The sequence below is a fragment of the Bradyrhizobium sp. Pha-3 genome (genome assembly GCF_042258325.1).
Taxonomy (GTDB): domain Bacteria; phylum Pseudomonadota; class Alphaproteobacteria; order Rhizobiales; family Xanthobacteraceae; genus Bradyrhizobium; species Bradyrhizobium elkanii.
In genome coordinates this window covers 5,717,356-5,739,863 of sequence record NZ_CP170151.1, presented here as the reverse complement: position 1 = coordinate 5,739,863, position 22,508 = coordinate 5,717,356, and the positions used below count along the sequence as shown (strand labels likewise).

28 protein-coding genes and 1 tRNA gene are annotated in these 22,508 nt (G+C 60.8%); 6 read left to right on the top strand and 23 right to left on the bottom strand.

The window, feature by feature from the left end; genetic code table 11:
* Nucleotides 1-222 precede the first annotated feature (222 nt).
* The 3 genes from ACE10X_RS27245 (at nt 223) to ACE10X_RS27235 (ending at nt 3,575) form a co-directional block, all read left to right on the top strand.
* On the top strand, nt 223-1,950 hold the full coding sequence (locus ACE10X_RS27245; RefSeq protein WP_375763092.1) for a tyrosine-type recombinase/integrase: 1,728 nt from the start codon (nt 223-225) through the stop codon (nt 1,948-1,950).
* A gap of 111 nt (nt 1,951-2,061) precedes the next feature.
* Nucleotides 2,062-2,742: a hypothetical protein gene (locus ACE10X_RS27240; protein WP_375763091.1), complete on the top strand. Its 681-nt coding sequence runs from the start codon at nt 2,062-2,064 to the stop codon at nt 2,740-2,742.
* Nucleotides 2,739-3,575 carry a hypothetical protein gene (locus ACE10X_RS27235; protein ID WP_375763090.1) on the top strand — a complete coding sequence of 279 codons (837 nt, stop codon included), beginning with the start codon at nt 2,739-2,741 and terminating at the stop codon, nt 3,573-3,575. The genes ACE10X_RS27240 and ACE10X_RS27235 overlap by 4 nt, the downstream gene beginning before the upstream one ends.
* Before the next feature lie 471 nt (nt 3,576-4,046).
* Here ACE10X_RS27235 and ACE10X_RS27230 read toward each other — a convergent pair whose 3' ends face one another.
* From ACE10X_RS27230 to ACE10X_RS27135, 20 genes are all read right to left on the bottom strand, one after another.
* Nucleotides 4,047-4,319 (bottom strand): hypothetical protein, encoded by a 273-nt coding sequence (locus tag ACE10X_RS27230; protein WP_375763089.1) that lies wholly within the window; start codon nt 4,317-4,319, stop codon nt 4,047-4,049.
* Between the two features lie 319 nt (nt 4,320-4,638).
* Nucleotides 4,639-5,436 carry a hypothetical protein gene (locus tag ACE10X_RS27225; protein WP_375763088.1) on the bottom strand — a complete coding sequence of 266 codons (798 nt, stop codon included), beginning with the start codon at nt 5,434-5,436 and terminating at the stop codon, nt 4,639-4,641.
* A 104-nt stretch (nt 5,437-5,540) separates the two neighbouring features.
* Nucleotides 5,541-5,885 carry a phage tail protein gene (locus ACE10X_RS27220; protein ID WP_375763087.1) on the bottom strand — a complete coding sequence of 115 codons (345 nt, stop codon included), beginning with the start codon at nt 5,883-5,885 and terminating at the stop codon, nt 5,541-5,543.
* A 2-nt stretch (nt 5,886-5,887) separates the two neighbouring features.
* On the bottom strand, nt 5,888-8,026 hold the full coding sequence (locus tag ACE10X_RS27215) for a hypothetical protein (protein ID WP_375763086.1): 2,139 nt from the start codon (nt 8,024-8,026) through the stop codon (nt 5,888-5,890).
* Nucleotides 8,007-8,351: a gene transfer agent family protein gene (locus ACE10X_RS27210; RefSeq protein WP_375763085.1), complete on the bottom strand. Its 345-nt coding sequence runs from the start codon at nt 8,349-8,351 to the stop codon at nt 8,007-8,009. The genes ACE10X_RS27215 and ACE10X_RS27210 overlap by 20 nt, the downstream gene beginning before the upstream one ends.
* Nucleotides 8,348-8,749 (bottom strand): hypothetical protein, encoded by a 402-nt coding sequence (locus tag ACE10X_RS27205; RefSeq protein ID WP_375763084.1) that lies wholly within the window; start codon nt 8,747-8,749, stop codon nt 8,348-8,350. Before ACE10X_RS27205 ends, ACE10X_RS27210 begins: the two co-directional genes overlap by 4 nt.
* A gap of 3 nt (nt 8,750-8,752) precedes the next feature.
* Nucleotides 8,753-10,390, bottom strand: coding sequence for a terminase large subunit (locus ACE10X_RS27200; RefSeq protein WP_375763083.1), 1,638 nt, complete (start codon nt 10,388-10,390; stop codon nt 8,753-8,755).
* Nucleotides 10,368-10,730: a P27 family phage terminase small subunit gene (locus ACE10X_RS27195; RefSeq protein ID WP_375763082.1), complete on the bottom strand. Its 363-nt coding sequence runs from the start codon at nt 10,728-10,730 to the stop codon at nt 10,368-10,370. The genes ACE10X_RS27200 and ACE10X_RS27195 overlap by 23 nt, the downstream gene beginning before the upstream one ends.
* Nucleotides 10,727-11,074, bottom strand: coding sequence for an HNH endonuclease (locus tag ACE10X_RS27190; protein WP_375763081.1), 348 nt, complete (start codon nt 11,072-11,074; stop codon nt 10,727-10,729). Before ACE10X_RS27190 ends, ACE10X_RS27195 begins: the two co-directional genes overlap by 4 nt.
* Before the next feature lie 131 nt (nt 11,075-11,205).
* On the bottom strand, nt 11,206-11,526 hold the full coding sequence (locus tag ACE10X_RS27185; RefSeq protein WP_375763080.1) for a phage head closure protein: 321 nt from the start codon (nt 11,524-11,526) through the stop codon (nt 11,206-11,208).
* The gene (locus ACE10X_RS27180; RefSeq protein WP_375763079.1) at nt 11,526-11,945 is read right to left on the bottom strand and encodes a DUF3168 domain-containing protein; all 420 of its coding nucleotides are present in this window, start codon (nt 11,943-11,945) and stop codon (nt 11,526-11,528) included. Before ACE10X_RS27180 ends, ACE10X_RS27185 begins: the two co-directional genes overlap by 1 nt.
* A 1-nt stretch (nt 11,946) precedes the next feature.
* Nucleotides 11,947-12,228 (bottom strand): head-tail connector protein, encoded by a 282-nt coding sequence (locus tag ACE10X_RS27175; RefSeq protein WP_375763078.1) that lies wholly within the window; start codon nt 12,226-12,228, stop codon nt 11,947-11,949.
* Nucleotides 12,229-12,254: 26 nt separating this feature from the next.
* Entirely contained in the window at nt 12,255-12,740 is a 486-nt protein-coding gene (locus ACE10X_RS27170) for a hypothetical protein (protein ID WP_375763077.1), read from the bottom strand.
* 321 nt (nt 12,741-13,061) lie between these two features.
* Nucleotides 13,062-13,661, bottom strand: coding sequence for a phage tail assembly chaperone (locus ACE10X_RS27165; RefSeq protein ID WP_375763076.1), 600 nt, complete (start codon nt 13,659-13,661; stop codon nt 13,062-13,064).
* 5 nt (nt 13,662-13,666) lie between these two features.
* Nucleotides 13,667-13,924: a phage major capsid protein gene (locus ACE10X_RS27160; RefSeq protein ID WP_375764611.1), complete on the bottom strand. Its 258-nt coding sequence runs from the start codon at nt 13,922-13,924 to the stop codon at nt 13,667-13,669.
* Nucleotides 13,879-14,820, bottom strand: a complete 942-nt coding sequence (locus ACE10X_RS27155) for a phage major capsid protein (protein ID WP_375763075.1) — start codon at nt 14,818-14,820, stop codon at nt 13,879-13,881. Before ACE10X_RS27155 ends, ACE10X_RS27160 begins: the two co-directional genes overlap by 46 nt.
* Before the next feature lie 33 nt (nt 14,821-14,853).
* On the bottom strand, nt 14,854-15,348 hold the full coding sequence (locus ACE10X_RS27150; protein ID WP_375763074.1) for an HK97 family phage prohead protease: 495 nt from the start codon (nt 15,346-15,348) through the stop codon (nt 14,854-14,856).
* A complete protein-coding gene (locus ACE10X_RS27145) occupies nt 15,345-15,659 on the bottom strand; it encodes a gene transfer agent family protein (RefSeq protein WP_375763073.1) in 315 nt (104 codons plus the stop codon). The genes ACE10X_RS27150 and ACE10X_RS27145 overlap by 4 nt, the downstream gene beginning before the upstream one ends.
* The gene (locus tag ACE10X_RS27140; protein ID WP_375763072.1) at nt 15,659-16,348 is read right to left on the bottom strand and encodes a hypothetical protein; all 690 of its coding nucleotides are present in this window, start codon (nt 16,346-16,348) and stop codon (nt 15,659-15,661) included. The genes ACE10X_RS27145 and ACE10X_RS27140 overlap by 1 nt, the downstream gene beginning before the upstream one ends.
* Nucleotides 16,348-17,610 carry a phage portal protein gene (locus ACE10X_RS27135; RefSeq protein ID WP_375763071.1) on the bottom strand — a complete coding sequence of 421 codons (1,263 nt, stop codon included), beginning with the start codon at nt 17,608-17,610 and terminating at the stop codon, nt 16,348-16,350. Before ACE10X_RS27135 ends, ACE10X_RS27140 begins: the two co-directional genes overlap by 1 nt.
* Nucleotides 17,611-17,763: 153 nt before the next feature.
* Here ACE10X_RS27135 and ACE10X_RS27130 point away from each other — a divergent pair, with 153 nt between their 5' ends.
* The gene (locus tag ACE10X_RS27130; RefSeq protein WP_168859419.1) at nt 17,764-18,603 is read left to right on the top strand and encodes an IS5 family transposase; all 840 of its coding nucleotides are present in this window, start codon (nt 17,764-17,766) and stop codon (nt 18,601-18,603) included.
* 239 nt (nt 18,604-18,842) lie between these two features.
* On the opposite strand, the gene ACE10X_RS27125 is transcribed toward ACE10X_RS27130, so the two are convergent.
* Nucleotides 18,843-18,929, bottom strand: a tRNA-Leu gene (locus ACE10X_RS27125).
* A gap of 224 nt (nt 18,930-19,153) precedes the next feature.
* On the opposite strand from ACE10X_RS27125, the gene ACE10X_RS27120 reads away from it, so the two are divergent.
* A complete protein-coding gene (locus ACE10X_RS27120) occupies nt 19,154-19,588 on the top strand; it encodes a hypothetical protein (RefSeq protein ID WP_038383296.1) in 435 nt (144 codons plus the stop codon).
* A 39-nt stretch (nt 19,589-19,627) separates the two neighbouring features.
* Here the strand turns inward: ACE10X_RS27120 and ACE10X_RS27115 are convergent, their stop codons facing one another.
* Together ACE10X_RS27115 and ACE10X_RS27110 are read right to left on the bottom strand one after the other, a co-directional pair.
* Complete coding sequence (locus ACE10X_RS27115) at nt 19,628-20,830, bottom strand: FAD-dependent monooxygenase (protein WP_038383295.1); 1,203 nt, start codon at nt 20,828-20,830, stop codon at nt 19,628-19,630.
* A 7-nt stretch (nt 20,831-20,837) separates the two neighbouring features.
* Entirely contained in the window at nt 20,838-21,083 is a 246-nt protein-coding gene (locus ACE10X_RS27110; RefSeq protein ID WP_018272338.1) for a zinc-finger domain-containing protein, read from the bottom strand.
* 234 nt (nt 21,084-21,317) lie between these two features.
* Here ACE10X_RS27110 and ACE10X_RS27105 point away from each other — a divergent pair, with 234 nt between their 5' ends.
* Nucleotides 21,318-22,451 (top strand): hypothetical protein, encoded by a 1,134-nt coding sequence (locus ACE10X_RS27105; RefSeq protein ID WP_375763070.1) that lies wholly within the window; start codon nt 21,318-21,320, stop codon nt 22,449-22,451.
* The last annotated feature ends 57 nt before the right edge of the window (nt 22,452-22,508 follow it).

The following is a 22,508-nucleotide window of genomic DNA, read 5'->3' as shown; positions in this document are numbered from 1 at the left end:
ACAGTCAGCGATCGCGGCGTGTGAACTGCGCCACAGCCGGAAAACACGACGCTGACCCGCTCGGGTGCGCGTGGCACGCGAAGGCTGGTGCGGGCGGTGGGACTGCAATCGTTACATAGGTCATCCCGTTGAAGCACAAAAACAATAGCGATTTTAGAGACATGGTGCCCAGAGGAGTGCTACAAAGTTTTTCCCAAAACTCTGTGGAATCCGCCGCTCGCCATGGCTTCAAAGTCACCCGCCAAAACCAAGAATCTGCTCGATCGCAATGGCCGCTACTGGGCGCGCCTAGCCGTCCCTGCGGCACTGCGGCCGATCATCGGCAAGCGTGAGTTGCTGGAGGCGCTGGGTCCCGATCTCACCGTTGCCAAGCGGAAGCTCCCCGGCGCGATCGGCCGCATGCAGGACCAGCTTAATGCGGCCCGGGAGGAGCGCGCGGCCGTGAGCCAGCCACTGGCGCGCCCACCGCGCGAGGGACGCATCCTGAGCCCCGGGAACCTCGCCAAGGCCCACTTCAGTTCCGAGCTTGCGCTTGACGACGCGGAGCGGTCCGTTGATCCGGCAGTCATCGGCATCCGGCTCGATGAGCATGCGCGGCTCTTCCAGCCTGCCTATGAGGTGACCCTGCGCAACGTCGCCAGCGGGCGGTTCTCGAACGAGGAGGCTGCTGCGGCAGTAGGCTGGGCCATCGATGGGTTCCGGGAGCGCGGCAATACCGATGTGGTTGACGGTAGCCCGGCTTGGCGCGAGTTGGCCCGCACGCTCGCCGGTGTCCAGCTTGAGACCCTGAAGGCGCGGGCGGCCCGCGACAACGGGGATTTCACCTATGTGCCGGGCCACCCGGCGCTAGCGAAGAGCGCGCCTACCGCGAGCGATCCGCTGGCCGCGCGCATACTCGGACCGGACAGCGAACGGACGCTGGGTGATCTCGCCGAACAGTTCGCCACAGAGAAGGCGACCGGTGATCGCACCCGCCACGACAACCGCGTCACCATCCGCATGTTCGAAGAGCAAATAGGGGAGCTATTGCCGATCTACCGGCTTACCCGACAGCACGTGCATGGCTTCAAGAGGGCGCTGGCGGAAGCGCCTGCGAACTACACCAAGCGTTTCCCCGGGATGACATTCCCGGACGCGATCAAGGCGAACAAGGCGAGGGCGAAACCGTATCCACTCCTCGATGCCAGGACGGTCAATGACAAGTATCTGGCGCGCCTGCATGCCTTCCTGAACTGGGCAGTGCGCGGCGATATCATTCCGGACAACCCGGCGGCTGGAATCAAGGCTGATGCCGTGCAGGCTTCGGAGCCGCCCCGCGTCAACTTCACGCCGGACGATCTCGGGCGGTTGTTCGGCGAGCACTTCGCCCCAGACGGTAAGTGGGGCCAGCGCGAATGGGCGATGGTGATCTCGCTGTTCAGCGGCTTGCGCGCTTCGGAATTGGCACAGGTGAAGCTCAACAGCGTTCGCACGGAGCGCGGTGTGCTGGTGATCGCGGTGGAAGAGCAGACCAAAAACATCGGTTCGCAACGGCTGGTGCCGGTGCACAGCACGTTGCTGGCCCTCGGCTTCGAGAAGTATGTCGCCGGGCTCCGCAAGCGGAAAGAGACGCACCTATTCCCGGTCTGGTATCGTGAGGGGATGGACGCTAAGGCGAAGGCGCCGAAGGATACGGCGACGATCGACCACTACTTCCCCCGCTATCTGCCGCGCCGGTTCAACGTCACCTATTTGAAGAAGGTCGGCATCGTTGACGGTCGCAAGACGTGGCATTCATTCCGTCACACCTTCAAGTCGGGCTTGAAGATGGCCGGTGTGCCGAAGGACATGCGGGACCAGCTTGCTGGGCACTCTGATAAGTCCGCCGGTGCGGGCTATGAGCACGGTCAGCCTGTGGAAGCGATGAAAGATGCCATCGAACGGCTGATGTTCGACGGACTTGGATTGTAGGCCCATCGAGCCACGATGTTCGCCGGATCGCTAGGACATTGCTTGACTATCGCACGTCAATCACAATATCGTTGATGCGTGAGGGCGGGAAACAAATTTCAGCAGCGACTTGTGGAGCTTGTTCAGCAAAGCTGGACGGCGCGCCAACCGTATTTGCTTGCACCGCTTGGCATCGCGCTTAGGAAGGAATTTCCTAACGACTATTACACCGAACTCGGTAGCCGCAAGTTCAAGGCATACGTGCAAGCCGAGCTAGCTGGTGACGTTCATCTAATTCAGAACCCGAGCAAGCCGATAGAGTGGGGATTAGTGCCAGCCACCGTCGACCCCTCCACGGTTCGGTTCGGAGAGCGACGGGCGAGCAGCGAGGGTGCCAGTAGTGTAGCCCCCGCGCCCCACACTTTGGTGAGGTATGCCTCAGAGCTTTGGAATGCGTTTTCCTCTCCGATCGAGGTCGGCTTCGTTCGTATCATCAAACTCGGTGAAGTCATCCACGTGCAGGATATCGCCGAGAATGTGAATCCGCCGAATGGGCATCGAGTCATCTCTCGGGACGATGCTGCGAAGTCGAGCGATCCAAGCGATCGTTCATATCCCGTCGTTTCAGGAAAAATTGAAGACTGGGCTAGAAAGAACAACATCGATCTCGCGCCATACAAAACGACGCGCGTAAGGTTGCCAACTCAACGATCAGTGCTCGACGCTTTCCTCGATAGCATCCCTGTTGGTGACTTGAGCTCGATCTCATTGCCGATGCACATCGTCAAAGCTCTGAACGACAAGAAAATATGAAACGTGTCGTTATTGTCTGTAATGCGCCGCACGGATTGAAAGAGGGACTTGAGCGTCACCGCGGCATGTTCTTGGACAAGGCCGACCATCTGACGACGATCGCGGCAAGCGATACCCACTCGATAGCGACCAAGATCAACTTAGCCTACATCGCAAATGCGGAAGTCACAAAGGATTATGAGGCATTCGCCCTCGTTCTCGTCGTGAATGCCAGCGACGATCAGGTCGATCAGCTTCGGTTAAGGATGCCGGGTCCGCTCTTCATGCCCATCGCGTTCGCGGTGGATCGCCCACACAACAAAGACTTCCTTGATCTAGCTCGCCAACTTAGGATTGAGGTGTTCCGGGCCGGTAAGCTGGCGCGGGCTTTGAAGAAGGAGTTTCAAGAGCGAGACAGTCGAACTCCGCTACTGCTTCCGGTGCGCAATTTCAAATCGAAGGACCTGGAGCGCTTGTTGCTGGAGGTTCAACGGTTGACGACGGACGGGGACTATGACGCACCGTTGAAGAAGCTGCTGGCAAGCGGGAATATCCAAGCGAGCCGCGAAAGCCATAAGAAGACCTTCTTTGAGAACGGGAATGCGATCCGCTTCTATGGGCCGTCAAAGGCGGGTGCGCGACACGGCGGACCGTCCGGTAAGCCTCCTCACGATGAGCGCTGTTTGGTGAACGGGTATTTTCGACTTGGAGCGCGTTACGACACGACGTTCCACTACGACTGTCAGTATGAAACGGGACACATCAAAGGGGAGTTCCCGAATTGTCACGATGGCGACCAGTCGTTTCAGGCGCGCACGCACATCAATATCGCCCCGAGTGACGCACTGAGGTAATAAAAAAGCCCGCAAAAATGCGGGCTTTTTATGCTCCTTCAAATAACTCACTTAGATGAAGCCTTCGGCTTCAATGTGTGCTGCTTGACCTTTCGAGAACTCATTCTCACATGCCTTAGTGCATCGACGCCACAATCAAGGGGGCTCTAGAACCCGCAAGATCGTTTAGCCTCTGATGCCTCTGGCCCCTTGAACCCGCAGCAGGATCCAAGAGACCATCGCTAGACACTGGCTCTGAGAGCCATCGTGTGCACGCGGTCAGCGTTACTTGACGCATATTCACTGTGGCATCTGCCCAGTCCGAAATCAACCCCCGCGATCGGCCCGGGTTCCAAAAAAGCTCTATGTTACCAAATAGTTAATAAGCGGATCAGAGAAAACAAGGGGTAATCCGGCGGTTTTTTGGCCGATTCCGACGCGAAAATCAATCTCCACGGGTTGCGATGGCGCCGTCTGCGCCGGGTTCCCAAGCTAGTCGAAGCCAGCCGTCATCACGTGCGGCCAGATGCTTGTCGGCCAGATATCGCCGAACTCGCCTAGTGCGATCTTGATCTCATTCACCGTCACGACGCCGCTGAAGGGGCAGCCGTCTAGTTCAGCGAGCCGTTCCGCCAAACCGGGACGGTCAAGCAACAGCGGTCCGACCGCGCGGTGGATCAGATCAACGTCGCCTTGCCCCGCGACCGGGATCAGGCGATCGACGCAGGCTTGGTGGAGAGCGCGCGAAAGAAAGGTCTCAATCAATTTCGAACTCCCAAGGTGGTGATGCAACGCGCCATGCATCAGCGATTTGGAAACCGTAGACAAGGTCGACAATTTCGGGAATGGCGAATTGTCAGCCGTCACTGACTCGGGGTGCGAGTCAGAACAGCTAGTTGGCCGGTTCAACTTTATTTTGATCAGTGATCACTGACACGGCGTCGTCGGCCAGGCGCTTGTTCACCGTTTGCCATGGCCTCAACCGTCTCGACGACACGTCGTCGTGCAGCACGGTCCCGGATCGAGCGGAACGCCCGGAGGAGCCGGAATGCATCCGCTGCATCTTTGCTTAGCCGTTCCTTCGTCAAGCTCGCCCTCTCATGATCCGCCGAATCTCAATGTAGACAGACTTGGCTTCCTGCCCTAGCGGCTGCGTCACCGTAAAAGTCCGGGGGCCGATCAACTTCCCGACCTTCCGTTGGTTGCGTATGCAGTAAGTCGCCCAGTCGTCGCTATAGAGCGTCTTGAACCGGAGTTGCTTTCGCTTGCCGGGGCCTTTCCATTCGCCCCAAGCAGCCTTCATGGTGCCTCTGATCTTCCGGACGGTCCTGATCGTGGTCGCAGGCGGCAAGAACGCTCCATGGATGTGCAATCGGCCTTCCTCGTTCATGTCGATCGCGAACCAGTAGGGGAAGACCGTGCCGAACGCCCGCTTGAGGTGGGCATCAAAGGGCCGCTTCAGGGCATCGAGGAAGCCCGCTGGGTGGCCCTTGGCTCGCTCTATGGCGTCGTCGGTCAGGTTGAACGTGAATGCCACGGCGGGGGTGTCCGCGATCAGGAGGGCGCCGGTCGCGAACACCGCTTTGACCCTATCGCCCGTGTGAGCCCATACGGGGATGTGGTGGTTGGTTGAAGGGGTGAGGGGTGTATGTGGCGGGGTGGAGTGCGCCACTGAAGATGACACACCGTCACTAGGCACCGGAAAGGCTTCGATCCTCTGCAATATGCGGGTGTCCTTTGCGTTGGAACGTCGGACACGTGAAACTTTTTTGGACCGAGACGGCGAAACATTATTGGACCGCTTTTTCTCGCGGTTGTCCTGCAGAACGGCAGTCGGTTGGCTATAATCATCCTGTTCGGACTTATTCGTCAGCAACGTCAAGTTCGGCTCCTGCTAGAGGCCAACCGCTTTCTCCGGGCGGTTGGCCTTTCTTCAATGGATGAATATAGCGCCCGGTCGAAGGTTTGCGCTCAGTTCACGGCCGATTAGGCATCAAGCCCGAAATACTGCTCTAGGTTCGCGGTCAGCGAGAACGGCGTATCGAACGTCTCTTCCACGCCGACACACTTCCACTTGCGCGTGATGCCGTTCGCCGGGGTGTAATAGAACGGCGTCGTGATGTGGCCCTCTAGGAACGCGACGATCGCGGCTTGCTGTTCGGGTAGGAGCACGTCCCAAGTGAGGCTGATCTTGCGCCTGATTGGATTGGAGCCGTCCGGCCCTTCCTGCGTGTAGCCGTCGCCGAACTCCGCCTTGCGCGTTTTGATATCGCGGGAAAGCTTCGTTCCCGGGCTCGGCGGCGGGGCGGGGGTGAAGGTGTCGAGTGTCATGATTACCTCTTCAGAATGCCGCCGGGCCTGATTTGCCCTCGAATTTCTTTCGCAACGATCTGGCGAATGGCTGGCTCGATCTGCCGGGCGATCTTCTCGCCCATGGCCTGATGGTCAGCGTTGGACTGGCCGGGGCTACCTTGCACACTGACATTGATCGTCGGTGCGACCGTGAAGCTGCTGCTGTTGACCATGGCTCCGCCCGAACCGGCGCCGGTGGCGCTGGAGATGTCGCGAGCCATCGCTGCGCTGACATGGTTCGGGATCACCCTCGATCCGCGCGGAAGGTTGACCAGTTCGGGGCCGCGCTCGCCGACCAGCGCCAAACCACCGGGCGCATAGTCGGTGCCGTCGGCGAAGCCCGGAATGATCGAGCCGGTGCCACCGAGACCAAACGAGCGCATGAGCGGCGCGACAATGGCTTGCTTTACAATGATTTCCTCAATGCTCCGGATGACGGACTTCGCCATCGAGGCGAAGGCGTCACCGGCGCTCTTGGTGCCGTCGATCAGGTCAGTCAGCCCGGTCGTGAGCGAGTTGGACACGGTGTTGCTGATCTCCCGCAACGCTTCATTGGTCCGCATAGCTGCGGCCTCGGTCGAGTTGAGGGCCGTCGCCACGTCCGGATAGAGACCCTTTAACTGCTCGGCGATTTGCACATCCTGCGGGTCCAATAGCGCGGTTTGCCGCCCGCGCCTGATGTCGTTGTTCACTCTCGCCTTGGCCAGCGCTTCAGCGGCTTCACCGGCGCGCTGCTGCAGTGCCTTAAACTGCGCGGCCTGCTCGGCGGTCTCTTTGCCGCCATTGGCTTGCACGGCTGCCGTTTCTGCGGCCTCCGCGCGGAACCGGGCCAATGCAGCCTCACCCAGACCAACGGCCCGCGTGTCGGCCTCCTGCATCTGGGTATGCCTCCGCAGCGAGTTGATCGCGGAATCAACCTTGTCGTCTTGATCGGCGGCCGTCTTAATACCGGGAGCTTTAGAAGTATCGCCCCGCACCGCGTCTTGCACGGTCGTGGCTTCCTGCATCGCACGCCGCGTATTGGCGGGGTTCAGCATTGCCGCGCGGAGACGGTTTGTCGCGTCGAGACGCTGGATATTGACGCCGGTCTCAAGGCCTTCCGGGACTGAATTCAATCCCAGCCGTTCACTTAGGTCGGTGAGCTTCTTCCAGATGGATGCATTACCCATGGCCGCGAAGGCGTCGGGAATTTCCTTCACCAGCGCATAGAGCCGATCCGCGAGCCCGACTAGCTGGGCGAACGTGGTGACCACGGAGGCCCAGTTGTCCCGCGCATTGAGACCCAACTCGGCCATGTCGCGCTGAACGGGCTGCCACTTGTCAGCTAGAATCTGTTGGGCTTCATTCATCCGGTCGCGAAGCTGGATCACGCGGCCGATGTCGTCCTGGCTGATGATCTCGGCCTTCGACATAGCGTCGGCCTTCCGAAGCATCTGGTCGAGATAGTTGCTATCGGCCTGCAAAGCCGCCCGGACAGGCTCACCAAAGGCCTTACCCGCGATGTCCAGCGCCGCCATCTGTTGGCCCTTTTGCATGGCCTGATCGATCAAGCTGACAATCGCACGGAGGCGTTGCTCGGTGTTGGATGCACCAGCGAAGGCACCCACGCCGGTGTTGCCTGCGAAGTTGCCTGCCTTCACAAGTTCGTCGATCCGCTGCTGAAGCTCGCTGCCGCCCAAGCGATCGGTGGAAGCTTGGCTGAACCGCTGCAGCGCCTCCGTAACCTGATCAATCGACAGAACGGCATTTGGGGCTGACTTCGTGAATCGCTGCCAGAAGTCGGTCGAGACGCCCGACGAACTCGCTTTAGCGGCGATGTTGCTGAACGTTTCGATCTCTTGGCCTGCAAGCTCAATGCTCTTCTTAAGGAACTCGAACGTGTCCACGACTGCGGTAACGCCGAGCGTGATTGGGCGTAGGACGCTCAGCATCTTGCCGAAAGCGAGCGTAGCCGCACCGGCCGCGCCCTGCGAGGCGAGAAACCCGGCCGACATTTTGATAGTTTGAGCCGTGACGGCACGCGCGGCGTTAGATGCCGTCACGTTCATCTCGGTCATGTTCTTCTTAAAGCCGTCGAGACCGACAACCTTGATGGGGATGTTAAGCGCTGGCGTCGGCATTGGGCTTTCCTGCATAGAGGGCGAACAAAATAGCGGCGGCGGTCCCGGCGTTCTCGGCGATGGGTTTGGTGCGAACGTGATCGTTCAAAAGCTGATCGGCCTCACGTTCGGAGACACCAGCACCGATCAATCCTAGCTCTAAGATGCGTTCAACATCTTCGATGGTGTAGGAACCCGTCTCGAATCCAAGCAGTAGCGTGGCCGGTGGTTTCCCATTGACGCCAGCGAAACTCAACACGCGACGAACCCATGGATGATTCAGGTTCACGGTATAGGCCTGATCGCCCCACGTGATGGTTTGGGCACACAGATCAATTTCACTCACTTCAATACCTCACTAACAGCTTCTTCGATTGCTTGCTCTATGTCGTCTTTCATCGCGCGGTAAGTCGGCCAGAAAAACGGCCGCGCCAGTTGCCGCGAAGTCCCGTATTCGAAGGCCTCGCTGTAATCGTATGAGACACCGCTACCGTCGCGGACTTCCTTCGTCGTCATGTCGCCGCCAGCTTGCACGATGTATTCGAGATTATCGGCGCCGGGTGCCACGGTGCATGACGCTTCTAAAGCGCCAGTTTCCGGGAACTGTTCGAGCGACTGCAACGCGCGGCGCTGTGCATCCGAAAGACGAAAGGCTTGCTCGCGCAGCACGTCGGACAGGTGCTCGCGCAGCTTGTCCGGGAGCGCCTGCAACCATGCTTCGAGATCATCCTGTTCACTTGCCATGTGTCACCCTATGAGCATTTCGACGGTCACCGATGGATCATCCCAGACAGACAGGCCACCTTCGCCAGCGACAGCACGTGACACGGCCATCCAGCTAGCTACTGCCCCATCTATTCGCCCCGTTGATTTGTCTTTCCGGAAAGCTCTGTTGGAATTGCCCCAATGGTGAACCGCGATGTTCGCGAAGCACATGCGCAGCACTGGATGACCGGCGTGAACGAAATGACCCTCCAGAATCACCTTTTCGAGGGCGTTGAGCGCTGGCGTCTGAGTCTGCCAAGCTTGACTGATCTCGACGACCGGAAGCCCGTCATCCATCAGCGGACCCATGACCGGTTGGGCCAACGCTCTATCGAAGCCAATCTCACGAACGTCGAAACGCTCGCACAAGCCTCGGATGCAAGCCTCAACAGCGCGATAGTCGATCACGTTGCCGGGGGTGGCAATCAAGAGACCTTGTTCTGCCCAAGCGACATACGGCGCGCCGTCCCGGTCACCCCGACTGCGCAGATTATTAGCCGGTAAGAAGAAGTAAGGCAGGATCAAGTAGTCGTCACCATGCGGGACGCACGCGACGACTGAGGTTAGATCGGTCGTTGCGCTCATATCGACGCCAATCCAACACGGCATCTTGTCGATGCCTTCCGGGATGGGGCGGTCGCCCTTGTCGTAGATCGACATTTCAACGAACGGCGAGCTAGTCTTTGCCAACCACCGGTTCAGGTTCAACTGCAGGAAGCTGTCACGCTCCGAGGGGGAATCGATCGCCTTCTTCGCCCGGTCGCGGTAGCCGCCAAGATCGGGATAGCCGTGACGCATGCCCGGGTTGAGGGCTTTCCACACGGCCTCACTCTTCCAATCGTCGCCTTCTTCCATCATGAAGATGACGGGGAGGGTCGCCGGGTCGTCGATCTCGCCTTTCTGAACCTTGATTGCGTGTTGGACGATCTCGAATGCTAGGTTGTCTTCACCACGACCGGCGGTCGTCGCGATGATCAGCAAGGTCTCTGGAACCTTGACCAGTGCCGATTCTAGCGCTTCCCATTGAGATCGACCGGCGCGGCCTTCCCAAGCGTGCAATTCGTCGGCGATCACTACCTTGGGCGTTTTGCCGTGCTGCACCTTGCCGTCCGACGCAACCGCCTTGTAGCGGATGTTCTGTTTGCCGAACGTCATGGTGTGATTGTTGCCGCGCAGGATTTTCACGTGCTGCGACAACCGCCGATCATGCTCAATGATCAGCGCGGCCTCTTGGAACAGTTCCAGCGCTTGCTCATGCGCCGACGCCGCCGACACAATGAGGCTGCCCGGGTGTTTCTCCGGCCCAACCAGATGCAGAAGGTTCATCGCTGCGGCGAGGCTGGTCTTGCGGTTGCCGCGCGGTAGGACAAGGATCACGCGCCGGACGATCCGCGAGCCTTTGCGCGCGACCAGAATTCCATCGTCGTAAACATCGTCGAGGTGGCGCGGCCCGTATATCCGAAGGACGATCCGCTCTTGCCACGGATCAAGCTGGAACGGATGGCCGGGCGCTGGATTGCTCGGATGCTTCAATTTGCGAAGCCAATCCACCGCCTTTGCGCCATACCCGAACGGGTCCGGGATTTCTTCGCCGCTATCAATCCACGAGGGAATCAGCATCGCTCTCGTTTTCTCGGACTGACGGCCTTGCCCTTGAGACCGGGGTTAAGCCTAGTTCGGCCGCAAGCTGGCGTGCGGTCACCATTGCTTGGTTCTGGGCGCGCCATAGCTTCGGATCGAAACCCTTGCGCAACTCCACCTCAAGCTCGCGCACGCGGCCGATCGCGATGCAGTAGGATTCGAGCGACCCAAGGTCCGCCGTCGTTAGAATGCGGCGCACCGAAAGGTCGGGCATCACGCGCCGGAACTCCGCCTTCGCGAACTTCGATAGCCAGGTCGGCGGCTTCATATCGCCGATTGCGTCGGGATCAGCCTGCAGGTTTGGTTTGGTGCCCTTCATGGCCGGGCAAACTCCCCGAAGTGCTCGCGGGCGGCGTTTGCGTAGGCCTCTGCAGCGGCTTCGAGCGTTGTGAAGGTGCCAAGGTGTAGTCGGCGATGATTAACTGCGATCTGCGCCGCATAGTTGCCACAGGGCTTCAAGGTCACGCCTTTGACGCCGAGCTTGTTGCGGGTTTTGCGGCCCTGCGCTGTCTGTCTCGGCGAAGCCAGCCGGAGATTCTGCCAACTCACGTCCGATCGGTCACCGTTCCGGAAGCTGACGCAACGCGGGGGCCAGTCGCCCTTCATATAGAGCCACGCCAAGCGGTGCGCGAGGTAGTGCCGACCGTCGATCGTGATCTGCAAGCGGGCGTCACACTGTGGAGAACCGGCAACGTCGCCTATCTTCACGCTGCCGTTGGGTGCGATCCTCCACCGGAACGCGCCAGTGATGGGGTCATATTCAAGGACAGCGCGAAGGTGCTCAGCGGTAAGGGTCACGGTCCAACCCTCTCGCACAGGATGTCCCAGCCGACGCGGCGACCCAGCTCTTTCAAGTTCCGAATTTTGTAAGCGTCACCCTGATAGACAACCCGGTGCTCAAAATCGAGATCGTCCAGCCAGCGGGTGCGGAACACGATGGTCTTGTCCGACGTGTTGCCCCGGTTGGCGCTCTCAACATCGTTGAGGCTGATTTGCATCACCTTCGCCCGCATGGTGGCAAAGGTGGTCCACCTCTGGAGAGGGGCGCCGGACATGCTGATGCCGGTCGTCGGACGCTCAATGGTGATCACGCGGTCGAGGTCGCCAGCACGCACTAGGAACGTTCCTTCACGATGGCCGCGACGTTGATCAAGGCATGGGAGAACGAGCCGTGCGGGTCGCGCAGAAAGCGGGTGTCCGACACGCGCATGTCGAGGACGGTGAAGTGATCCAGCGTCAGGCTGCCGTCGCGCTGGGCATCCACGCGCAAGGCGTCAACGATCAGGCCCGCCGCTGTCTTCGCCTGATCAAGGCCGGGCTCTTGGAACCAAACGTGCAGGGTGGTGTGAACGGTCGCTGTGAATCGCTGATAGAGGGTCTGACCCTCGCCGATAATGACGCTGGGCAGGCGTTCCGGACGGCCTGTCAGGTCCATCACGTTGTCGGCCGAGATCATCGCCATGAGGTCCGGGCGCGCCAACAGGCGACCACGGATGACAACCTGAAGCTCAAAAGAGGGATCAAAACCGGGCATATCAGAACGCAAACGCCCGATACGGGGCCAACAAATCGAGCAAACCGAACGGGAGCGCCTGTGCCGTGACGCCCACAAGGCTGGCTTCCCGGTTTTCATACAAGTTGGCGGTCAACATCAGCACGGCTTCACGCACCGGCGCCGGTGCGGTGTCGGCATCCGCGTCCGACGCGGTATATGAGCCAACCCAAGCCTTCGCCGCGTCCAACTTCCCTTGGATCAGGGCGTCGTCGAGGTCGGTGGTGATGTTCAGATGGGCTTTGGCTTGGTCGAGGGTGATCACTGAAAAAACTCCAAATAGAATGCGGCTTACGATGAGGGGGAGCACTGGTCTGGGCGGCCGTTTGTGGTGCCTTCGACCCCACCCCCGGGTTTGCCGTTGAACCTTGCTGGCGTGAACAGTGCGTCCTCAACCGACCAACCATTCCGAATGCGCTTGTAGATGGTGTCCCTGCTAACTGGTGACTCATTGATCCAATCGATCATGCGCTTGGTTACGCCGTTGATCGTGTGCGTTCTGCCCAGCTTGGTGTGCTTGGGCTGCACAGGTCGTTCTCTACGCACGTGCTTCGAAGCGCCGACACGCTTGCGTGCTGCTGCCCTGACAAAGTCCGGCTCAAGCTCGGCGAGCGCACACACCTCGTTGAGGTGGCGATTGGGCTTGAACAGGTAATCGTAAGCCTGCTGACGTTCTAGGTCGGTGCAAGCCACGCCACAGGCGTCCGAGATCATTTGATTGATGAAGGCCAGCCACAGGGCTTTGCATGCGCTGGTTTCTTCTGAATCAGCGGTCATCGTGTTCCTGTGCCTGCTTGGTGCTGCTGTGGTGATGAGTGCATAAGGACTGCCAGTTCTGGGAATTCCAAAAGAGCGATTGGTCTCCCTTATGCGGCTTGATGTGATCGACCACGCTGGCAGGCTTGCCGCACATGACACAGTTCGGGTGCTTGGCGAGGTAGGCAGTGCGGGCTTTCTGCCACGCTGAGCCGTAACCACGCTGTGACGCTGTGGGGCGACGACGATCATGGGCGGCCTTGCGGGCGATCTGGCAAGCGCACATGATGCCGGAAGCGACCTTTCGGCCGCAGGAACAAATGCGAGGTGGTTTCGTCGGCATCAGAGCGGAACCTCTGCCATGTTGTGGACCGTCAGGTTGCCGAGTGCGCCGAGACGATCACGCGCCGAACTGATGTTGGTGCTGGTGGTGTCGCCCGACTCTTTGTCTTTGCCGCTGCCGAAGATGGCCGACAGCATTTCCATGCGGCCTTGGTAGGCCTCCATGATCTCGGCGGGTGTGGCGTTCCACGCCTGCTCTGGTGTCCAGCCCAACCAGCCGGTGGCGATCCGGAATAGCTTGGTGAAGCCTTCCTCGAAAGACATGGGCGTGCCGGTTGACTTGGTGTCCGACTGTTCGCCATCCACACCGGCAAGCAACTCGACGAACTTGAGCAGCGGTCCAACAAGGTCGCGGGCGACTTCGACCAGCGGCTTGCTGAGCACGAATTTGTAATAGCGGTCGAGCGCGGTATCCGGATCGACTGCACTCAGCCGGATCACCTCTTCAAAGGTGCTGAATTGGGCTGCATAGATCGCCTCCGACAGCTTCTGAAAGCCGCCATAGGCACGTTCAAGGCGGAATGCGGCCCGCAAGGTCGCGCGCAAATGGATCGTCTCATTGTCGAGGCTGATCGCGATTCCGTCGTTTGCGAGCCGCATAGCCGTTACGCCGTTGCCTTGACCAGAACGACGGCTTCAGACAGGACCGGCTTGCCGCCGACGCGGCGACGGGCGCGGAACTTCACGATGCCGTTGTCAGCACCGGTGAACTGGTCCTCCAGAATCGCCATGCCGACGCGATCGACGATCTGGTAGGCGCTCGCGTAATCGCCGAACGCGATCGGGAACGTGTCCGCCGCCGGGCTGCCTGCACCCTTCAGCGGGTCCATATCGATCGCCTCATAGACCGGACGGCTGAGCAGGGTCGGCGGGGTGCCGTTCGCAAGGCTGTCGGACCAGAGGGTGCGGTTGCCGGTGGATCCAGCTTGCGGATGACGCCCATCGTCTCGCGCTTCATCAGCCAGGAACCGACTGAAGCGTAGGCGTCGGGCAGCGCGTAGAACGTATCGATGAGCTTCGTGAGAAGATCGGTGCCGTCCTGCTTTGCCGTGATCTGGCTGTAGCTGCCGGGCGTATGCAGGAGGCCGGTCGGCTTGCCGTTGCCGTCGCCGACCATGAACGACGCTGCCTCGCTCTTGCCGAACTTCTTGATCAGATGCCGCGAAAGCAGGCCAGACAGGTCAACAATCGAGTCTTCCAGCAACTGGCGCGAGACGGGCACGACGCCTGCATATTCGTAGGTCTTGATGTCCACCTGATCGAAGGCCGATTCACCGGTCGGGCGCGGGCCGGTCTCGGTAACCCAGCCGCCGTCGGCCTGATCGGTCACAACCGGGATATAGACCTCGGTAGTGCCGATTGACATGACGCTGGCGAGGCCGCGCAGGGGCGAGAACTGCACCAGCTTCTCGATGACGCGCGTTGAATACTCCGGCGCCACAACGTAGCCGCCGCTCGCCTGCGAGCCGATATTCATCGTCTTGCGCTCGATGTCGTCGAGAGCCTGAACGCCGCCCCGCAGGAACTTGTTCAGGGCCTTGGTCTCGACCGCGAGTGCGTCATCGCCGGTGTTGCGATTGCCGATCGGCAAGCGCGATGCCTTGGCTTCCAGTTCATCGATACGGCGCTTGAGGGCGGCGTGGTCGTCGGCCGACTTCTTTTCGAGCCTGGCCTGCAGGTCTGCGAGCTCTTTCTTCATGAGCTCTTCCGACGACAGTTCCGGCGCGTCTTTGAATTCGAGGGTGGAGAGATGCTTCATTGGGGTAGTTCAACCTTCCTTGGTTCGATGGGATCAGAGGTTTGCCGTAAATTCGCGAATGGCCGCCGCAACGGCGAGTGCGGCGTCATATTCTTTTGCTGAACTGATGCGGGCGCGCGGGTGTGCCGGGTCTCTCACAACGCTGATCTCGGCGAGATCGAGCGCTGTAATCACGCGCTTGCGGCCCTGCTTCGTGGCTTGCTTGGTGCGGAAGCCGATCGACAATCCGTCCACCAGCTTATTCTTGAGCATGGCGAACACGGTGCGGGCGCGCAGGTGATCAAGGTGGAGCTGGCCCTTAACTTGGAGACCGTCCGGGCCTTCCTTAATCTCGGTCCACGTGCCGATGAGATCGGCGGGACTGTGCTGGAACAGGATCGGCAGATTCTCGGCGATTGCGCCGAAAGCACCCTTCACGATCGTGTCGCCGACGCTGTCGGGTTCTCCGTAGAACCAAGCCAACCCGGTGATCTCGCCGGTATCGGAGATCGCGAAGTTGGCTTTAACCTCGAGTTTTTCGAGCTTCATTTCGTTGCCTCATTAGGTGCGCCGAACCACACACGTTCAAGAATCTTCACGGCGAGTGGCAGGGTTTCGGCGATCGGTCGATCGGCGACATAGGCCGCGATCAGTTCGGCGGCGCGTTTGGGCGCGGTGCCGCCGCCGATCAATGCCAGCCGGATGGTCTCGCTGAGATCGGACTGGCTGAACTGTTTGTAGTTGACGCGGTGGAAGAGCGCGCCGATCGGACCACACTTCGCCTCAAGCTCGGTGATGAGCGCGGGCGTAAGCTGGAAAGTGTGCTCAGCGTCTCCAAAGAACGTGCTGTAGGGCGTCATCAGTAGGACCCCGCTGGAGCAACAGCGCCACCCATGGCGCCCATGTAGTCGGAAAGGTTCTGTGCGCTGTAGGCGCCGATGTCTTCGATGTCGGCGTCAAATGACACATTGACGGTCTGCACCATGGTCCGGCCGTAGATCAGCGCGATCGGGTCGCCCTGATTGCCAACGTTGCCCGGGCCGTTGAGGTTGTAGGATTGGGTTTGTTCGGTGCTACCGCTCGGCTTTGACAGCAACGTCGAGACGCCTGCGAGCGTCAGGCCGAGGCCAACCGCTGCGATGTTGCCCCAAGTCAAACCAAGGCCACCGGGGACGGCCGCGCTTAAGCCTGACAACGGCGCAGCAAGGGTGCCGCCCGACATGAAGATTGCGCCGCCGATCAGTGCGACACCGATGATGGTCTTGGCCGCGCCCTTGCCGTTGCTGGCGCCCTGTGCGACGGGGATCAGATGAAAGTCGGCGTTACCCAACTTGAACTTATTGACGAACTCCATCTCGGTCAGGCGCATGCCCGTGTGCCTGTCGCCGCAGATGAGCCGGAATGATCCGGTTTGCAGCGCTGCCACGAACTTGCCGGGGAAGTTGCAGTTGAGCGTGCGCAGTGCTTCGCCCGCAGTAGACACGTCCAAGCGATGGGTCTTTCCAAACTCTTTGCCGAGCCTGCCGTGCAGGTGAATGGTTCGGAGCACTAGGCGGCCTCCGGGTCGTTCTGGTTGTCATTTGACTGACCGCTGAGCTTGCCGCCCGCATGCGCGCTGGAGGTGTTGAAGTTTTCGTAGGTGTCGCCGCCCTCGTAGGGCGGGAGATTGAAGCCGATCGCGCGCGCTTCGTTGGGGCTGAAGATTCGAGCTTGCACGTTGGTGGACATTGCTTGCGACCGGGCGAGCAAGTCGGCGCGGGCGAAGCCGTCCAAGTTGAACTCGATCACGAACTGGTCGCGCTCTTCCGGCGTGAGCAGCTTGAGTGCCAGTTCCTGTTCCCAGCGCTTGATCCAAGGCAACAGGGTCTGTGACAGGAATTCCTGACCGAGAGATTCCACGTTCTTCATGGTCGCCCGATCAAGCTGGGCGAGAATGTGTGGGCTGACACGAAAGAAGCGCGCGATATCGCCGATCGCGAAGCTCCTCATTTCGAGGAACTGCGCGTCAACGCTGGTCATGGTGGTGTTCTGCCAAGTCATATCGGCAGGGATGAACACGGTCTCGCCTGTATTCTCAGCACCGCCGACAGTCGCTTTCCACGCCGCCCTCATTTTGGCGATGCCTTCCGGCGTCGTGACGTCTTTAAGGGTAACTACGCCGCCCGGCGTCGTGCGCTTGCCGAACAGTCGGGCCGCATTCCTCTCAAGGATGAGAGCGAGGGCGATCGCCTCACGTGCTTCACCGACGAGTCCGCGCGATGGGTTGTAGGCCGGGGTGTGAAGATGAACGATGTCCGAGGCGGGGATGTTGCGTGCCGGGCTCTTGCCGTCCGTCTTGAGCGCATACTGCGGCTCATAGTTGCTGTAATCGATCGTGATCGACGACAGCGCCGGATCGAGTCGAATGATCTCATGCACCCCGCCATTGGTGCGAACGATTTGGGCGAAGCCGCCGTAGGGCTGCAACAGCGCGTCGGCGGTGATTAGCGACCGGAAAAGTGCGGAAGGCGTCCAGCTATTCGGCGCGTCATGTAGCAGCCGGTAGAGCGGGTGATCCGTCGCCTTCTCTTTGCCGCCGTCCGGAAGTTTCTTGTAGACGTGAAGGGGAAGCTGGCCGATGGCCTCGCTGATCGCACGCACCGCAGCGGCGACAGGCGCGCACGTCATCGCGGTGTGGGGCGTCACCGTGACGCCAGAGAGCGTCGAGGGCGCACCGAACAGTTCGAACAGCCACGGCTCGGGCGAGGCGAGGCTTTTGGTTTCTACTGCCGGGGTGGCCTTACGGAATCGAGAGAGGATCGACAACAGCACAACAGAGATTGGCACTCGCTGGTTGGGCGAGGGCAGGTGAACGGTTTCTCTGTGTGCTTGGGCTCTTGATCTTAGAGGCTGACCGGAAATTAAAGTTGGGTGATTTCAGCAGGTTGTGATTCTTCGAGGTGTTCGAAGCCATCGGAGAAGCAGATGACCTGGACCGAAATCACCCGCTGTCAGCATGACAGACGAGCGCTGCGCTATGCAAGCGATTGTACGGATGCGGAATGGGCCTTGATCGAGCTGTTGATGCCAGGGCGGAGCAAGGTGGGTCGACCGCGCAAGACCTGCATGCGATCGGTATGGGATGCGATCCAGTACATTGCGACGACGGGATGCCAATGGGCGCTTTTGCCGAAGGATTTTCCTCCCTTTACGACGGTCCAGTACTATTTTTATGGCCTGCGCGACAGCGGGGTGTTGGACTTGATCAATGACGCCTTGGTTGAAATCGCGCGCAGGCTTGCTGGACGGGAGCCGCAACCAACGGCGGCGATCATCGACAGTCAATCGGTCAAGACGACCGAGAGCGGTGGGCCGCGCGGCTTTGATGCGGGCAAGAAGATCAAAGGTCGCAAGCGTCATATCGTCACCGACACACAAGGAAATTTGCTGAGCGCCATCGTGCACCCGGCCAATGTTCAGGATCGGGACGGTGCGCCGACCGTCGTCACTTTGGCGTGTGCGAGCTACCCGACTATTGCGCACTTGTTTGCTGACGGCGGCTACGCCGGCGAAAAGCTTGAGAACGCGCTCCGGAGAATCGACGGGCCCACTATTCAAATTGTCAAACGCCCGGATGAGGCAAAAGGCTTCGTTGTTGTTGCCCGACGCTGGGTCGTCGAACGAACGTTGGCATGGCTTAACCGCTGCCGACGTCTTGCCAAGGATTGGGAGGCCTCCGTCACCTCGGCTGAAGCATGGCTCCTTATTGCGTCAACTCGACAACTGGTCCGCCGCATCGCCAGATCGGCCAACGTCAAGTCATGAATTTTGAGTCAGACTCTTAGATCACGAGCGCGAAATATTATTACTCGAATTCAACTCGTATACAATCCCACTATGATACCAATTTACTCGACTATACAGATTAGCGTCGCACTTCTACTGATTAGATTCGAAACAGCGCGATCGAATACAGTATTGCTACAGAAGAGCGTCCACAAAGGTGCTACAAAATAGCCCCTCAACCCCATCATAAGTATTTGAAAATATTGGTAAAATCGAACTGGTGCGGGCGGTGGGACTCGAACCCACACGACGTTGCCATCGAGGGATTTTAAGTCCCTTGCGTCTACCAGTTCCGCCACGTCCGCGTTGCGCCAGGCGCGCCGATTTCTAGCGCGTTTGGGCGCGGAGTGGAATTGGCATTATCCGGTGCTAACAGGTGAGCTTTCAAAGGCTTAAGCGGCCGCCCGCAATTCCATTTGCCTCGGCGGCCGAGCATTGGGATAAGCAGCGCGCCGCCGCGATTGGGCCTCAATCCGGACACCGGTGGCTGCTTTAGGCAATCTCAACACTGTCCGGTTAAGAAAGCTGAATGTCTGTTCGTTTCCCACGCCGCTTGAAGCTGTCGCGCGCGGCGGCCGTCATCGCGCTGCTCGCCTCGGCCGCGGGCGTTTCCGGCTGCGCGCAGATCGGCGACACCGTGCCGTCCGCATTCGCCGATCCCGCCAAGTACGAGCTTTATGATTGCAAGCAGCTCGAGAACGAGCGCAGCAATCTCAAGACCCGCGCGGCGGATCAGGAAAAGTTGATGGCCAAGGCGGAGACCGGCGTCGGCGGTACTGTCGTCTCCGAGATGGTCTATCGCAACGAGCTGATCTCGATCCACTCCCAGCAGAAGCTGGCGGACGAGGCGTGGCGCAAGGGCAGGTGCCATGAAAGCCCGCCGGACACACCTCCGGCCGCGGCACCCGCTACCCCGACGCCGGCGGCGAAGGGCCCGCGCGCGCCACGAGGCCTCGTCCACTGAGCCTGCGCTTCCAGACGAGCCGGTCGTGATTGGCCGAGCTCAGGCGCGCCAATCGTAGATCCAGTCCTGCCGCGCCAGCATGCGCTCCGGACCGATCGCGCGGATCGCCAGATCGCGCGCGATCGCCGCCGGCCCGCCCAAATGATAGATGCGGCCCTGCTGTCGCGCCAGGCGCCGCACTTGCAGCACGCGCCCGCGCCGCATCCGTGCGTAGCGCTTCAGCGCGGCGGGAATGCCTGCGGTATTTTCCCCGGTGCTGTCGCTCAAGGCCTTGGCGAGCACGGCCGCATCCTCGATCGCCATGCCGGCGCCTTGTGCGGCAAACGGCAGCATCGCATGCGCGGCATCGCCGAGCAGCGTCACCGCGCCTTCGCTCCAGCGGCCGATGTCGGGCAGGGTGAACAGCGCCCATTTGCGCCAGCCGTCGACCGCGCCGATCAGCATCCGCGCCGTCGCGGGCCAGCGAGCGGTGGCGAATGCACCCTTGATCTCGTTGATGTCGCCGGGCTCGCTCCAGCCCGGCCGGTTCCAGGTGCCCGATACGATCGCGACCACGTTGATCTGGCGTCCGGCCGAGATGGGATAGGCGACGAGATGCGCGTCCGGTCCCATCCAAAGCTGCACGCGCGGTGCGGTGTATTCACCCGGCAGGGCGGTGGCGTCCAGCGTGCCGCGCCAGGCGATCAGGCCGGAGAATTGCGGCTGCACATCCGGAAACAAATGCCCGCGCACCGACGACCAGATGCCGTCGGCGCCGATCAGCGCAACGGCCAATTCCTCCTGCCGTGAATTGCCGCGGCGTTGGACGACGGTGAGGCCTCTCGCATGCTTGGTCACATCCTCGAACTGGCAGCCGAGCCGCAGATCGATATCGGGATGGTCGTTGACGGCCGCCTGCAGCGCGGCCTGCAGGTCGGCGCGGTGGATCACCCAATAGGGTGCGCCGGCGCGGAACTCGGCGGCCTGGCCAAGCGGCATCCGTGCGATCTCGCCACCGGCCCGCGCGCTCAGGATGTTGACGGATTCAGGCGTGACCGCGCGCCGCGCAAGCGGTTCCTTGAGCCCGAGCTCGACCAGGATGCGGCTGGCATTGGGAGAGAGCTGGATGCCGGCGCCGGCTTCCTCGAGCCGTTCGGCCTTCTCCAGCACGACGACGCGAAAGCCCTGTGCCGCCAGTGTCAGCGACGCCGTCAGTCCTCCGATCCCGGCGCCTGCAACGATGACGGTTCGCGTCAGCGCCACGGAGCGGTCAGGCGACCTTGTCTTTCAGCACGCATTCCGGCGGCCGCGCTTCGCCGGCCGCGAGGTCGGACGCGAAGCGATAGAGCGTCGAGCAGTACGGACAGATGATCTCGTTGTCGTTGCCGAGGTCGAGGAACACGTGCGGGTGGTCGAACGGCGGGTTGGCGCCGACGCACATGAACTCCTGCGATCCGATTTCGATCACCGAGACACCGGCATCGTTATGGAAGTGCGGGACGACGTGGTCGGACATATTCTCACCTTGATGGCAACGATGGGCAGACGCAATCAACAGCATGCGGCATCGCGAAATGCCGCGCACCATACTGGCGGGAACAGTTGATTCCTAGAGCCCCGATGGCTCATTTGCTCATGCAAATTCGACACAATCTTGTCGTCCCAGAGAAGCCCTCCTTTGGTCGGAGCCGTTGTGTCGCAAAAACGGCACACTATCTCCAAGGCGAATAAAACTAGAGGTTTTAGCGGGATGAATCGGGTGCGCGTCAGCTTGGCGGTGGTCGGCGTGGCAGCAAGTGCTGCCGTGGGCGCAGCTATTTGGCCGCACGCCCGTGACGCCGGCACCGTGCTGGCGGTGCGGGACGATCCCGCTGCGCTCGCCGACATCAGGCTCAATTCCGTGCTGCGCAACAACCCGGCGTTGATCTCGGTCAATATCGAGGCGGCGCTGGCCTCCGGCGACGCCGACCTTGCGATGAGCTTTGTCGAACTCGCCGGCGAGAAGAACATCGCACTTGGTGATGATCTCACCAAGCGCGTCGATGATGCGCGCGCCGAGCAATCATCCACCATGCATTTCGCCAAGGGCTTCGCCACGGGCCTGGTCACCGGCAATGCCGACGATGTCGCAAGCCTGTCCGGCACGGTCGCCGGCGACCTGTTCGTGTTCGGTGATGTCAGGGACGTCGTACGCGAGGGCAAGCACCTCGTGATGGGCGAAGACACCGACCAGCTGGTGCTCGGCCTCGCGGCCGCCGGGCTTGCGGTGACCGCGGCCACCTATGTGTCGGTCGGCGGCGCCGGGCCGCTGCGCGCCGGGCTGACGCTGGTCAAGGATACGCGCAAGGCCGGGCGGCTGAGCGAGGGGATGATCAAATGGGCCGGGCGCTCGACCCGCGAGGTCGTCGACCAGCCGGCGCTGCGCGAGGCGGTCGCATCCGGCTCGGTGCTGCGGCCGGTGCAAACCGCAACCGCGATCCGCGCGGCCTTCCGCGCCGAGAAGGCCGGCGCGCTGGTGCGCGTCGCCAAGGACGTCGGACGCATCGGCGAAGCGGCCGGGGTTCGCGCTGCGCGGGATACGCTGAAGGTCGCCGAGAACCCGAAGGAGATCGCGCGGGCGGCGCGGATCGCCGAGGCGAAGGGCGGCCAGACCCGCGCGATCCTGAAGCTGCTCGGCCGCGGCGCGCTGCTGCTGGCCGCCGGCGCATTCAATCTCACCATGTGGCTGTTCGGCGCGCTGCTGGCGCTGTTCGGCTTCCTGTCGTCGATCAAGGCCACCACCGAACGGGCCACCGCCTGGTGGCTCAGACGAAGCAAGGCGCTGCGCCTGAAGCGGCAGATGGCCGCGCAGGCTACCTTGGCGAGTATGCCCGCCCAGGGTTAGGCTTGCGGTCGCCTGTCGATCGCCAATCGCAAATCCCAAGAAGAAACGGAATGGATG

Coding starts and splice junctions, on each gene's coding strand:
- ACE10X_RS27145 (WP_375763073.1), bottom strand. CDS start 15,659: ATGACGCCCTACAGCACGTTCTTTGGAGACGCTGAGCACACTTTCCAG.
- ACE10X_RS27235 (WP_375763090.1), top strand. CDS start 2,739: ATGAAACGTGTCGTTATTGTCTGTAATGCGCCGCACGGATTGAAAGAG.
- ACE10X_RS27220 (WP_375763087.1), bottom strand. CDS start 5,885: ATGACACTCGACACCTTCACCCCCGCCCCGCCGCCGAGCCCGGGAACG.
- ACE10X_RS27120 (WP_038383296.1), top strand. CDS start 19,154: ATGTCTGTTCGTTTCCCACGCCGCTTGAAGCTGTCGCGCGCGGCGGCC.
- ACE10X_RS27105 (WP_375763070.1), top strand. CDS start 21,318: ATGAATCGGGTGCGCGTCAGCTTGGCGGTGGTCGGCGTGGCAGCAAGT.
- ACE10X_RS27195 (WP_375763082.1), bottom strand. CDS start 10,730: ATGAAGGGCACCAAACCAAACCTGCAGGCTGATCCCGACGCAATCGGC.
- ACE10X_RS27165 (WP_375763076.1), bottom strand. CDS start 13,661: ATGCGGCTCGCAAACGACGGAATCGCGATCAGCCTCGACAATGAGACG.
- ACE10X_RS27245 (WP_375763092.1), top strand. CDS start 223: ATGGCTTCAAAGTCACCCGCCAAAACCAAGAATCTGCTCGATCGCAAT.
- ACE10X_RS27155 (WP_375763075.1), bottom strand. CDS start 14,820: ATGAAGCATCTCTCCACCCTCGAATTCAAAGACGCGCCGGAACTGTCG.
- ACE10X_RS27150 (WP_375763074.1), bottom strand. CDS start 15,348: ATGAAGCTCGAAAAACTCGAGGTTAAAGCCAACTTCGCGATCTCCGAT.
- ACE10X_RS27170 (WP_375763077.1), bottom strand. CDS start 12,740: ATGACCGCTGATTCAGAAGAAACCAGCGCATGCAAAGCCCTGTGGCTG.
- ACE10X_RS27205 (WP_375763084.1), bottom strand. CDS start 8,749: ATGGCAAGTGAACAGGATGATCTCGAAGCATGGTTGCAGGCGCTCCCG.
- ACE10X_RS27200 (WP_375763083.1), bottom strand. CDS start 10,390: ATGCTGATTCCCTCGTGGATTGATAGCGGCGAAGAAATCCCGGACCCG.
- ACE10X_RS27130 (WP_168859419.1), top strand. CDS start 17,764: ATGACCTGGACCGAAATCACCCGCTGTCAGCATGACAGACGAGCGCTG.
- ACE10X_RS27110 (WP_018272338.1), bottom strand. CDS start 21,083: ATGTCCGACCACGTCGTCCCGCACTTCCATAACGATGCCGGTGTCTCG.
- ACE10X_RS27215 (WP_375763086.1), bottom strand. CDS start 8,026: ATGCCGACGCCAGCGCTTAACATCCCCATCAAGGTTGTCGGTCTCGAC.
- ACE10X_RS27180 (WP_375763079.1), bottom strand. CDS start 11,945: ATGCCCGGTTTTGATCCCTCTTTTGAGCTTCAGGTTGTCATCCGTGGT.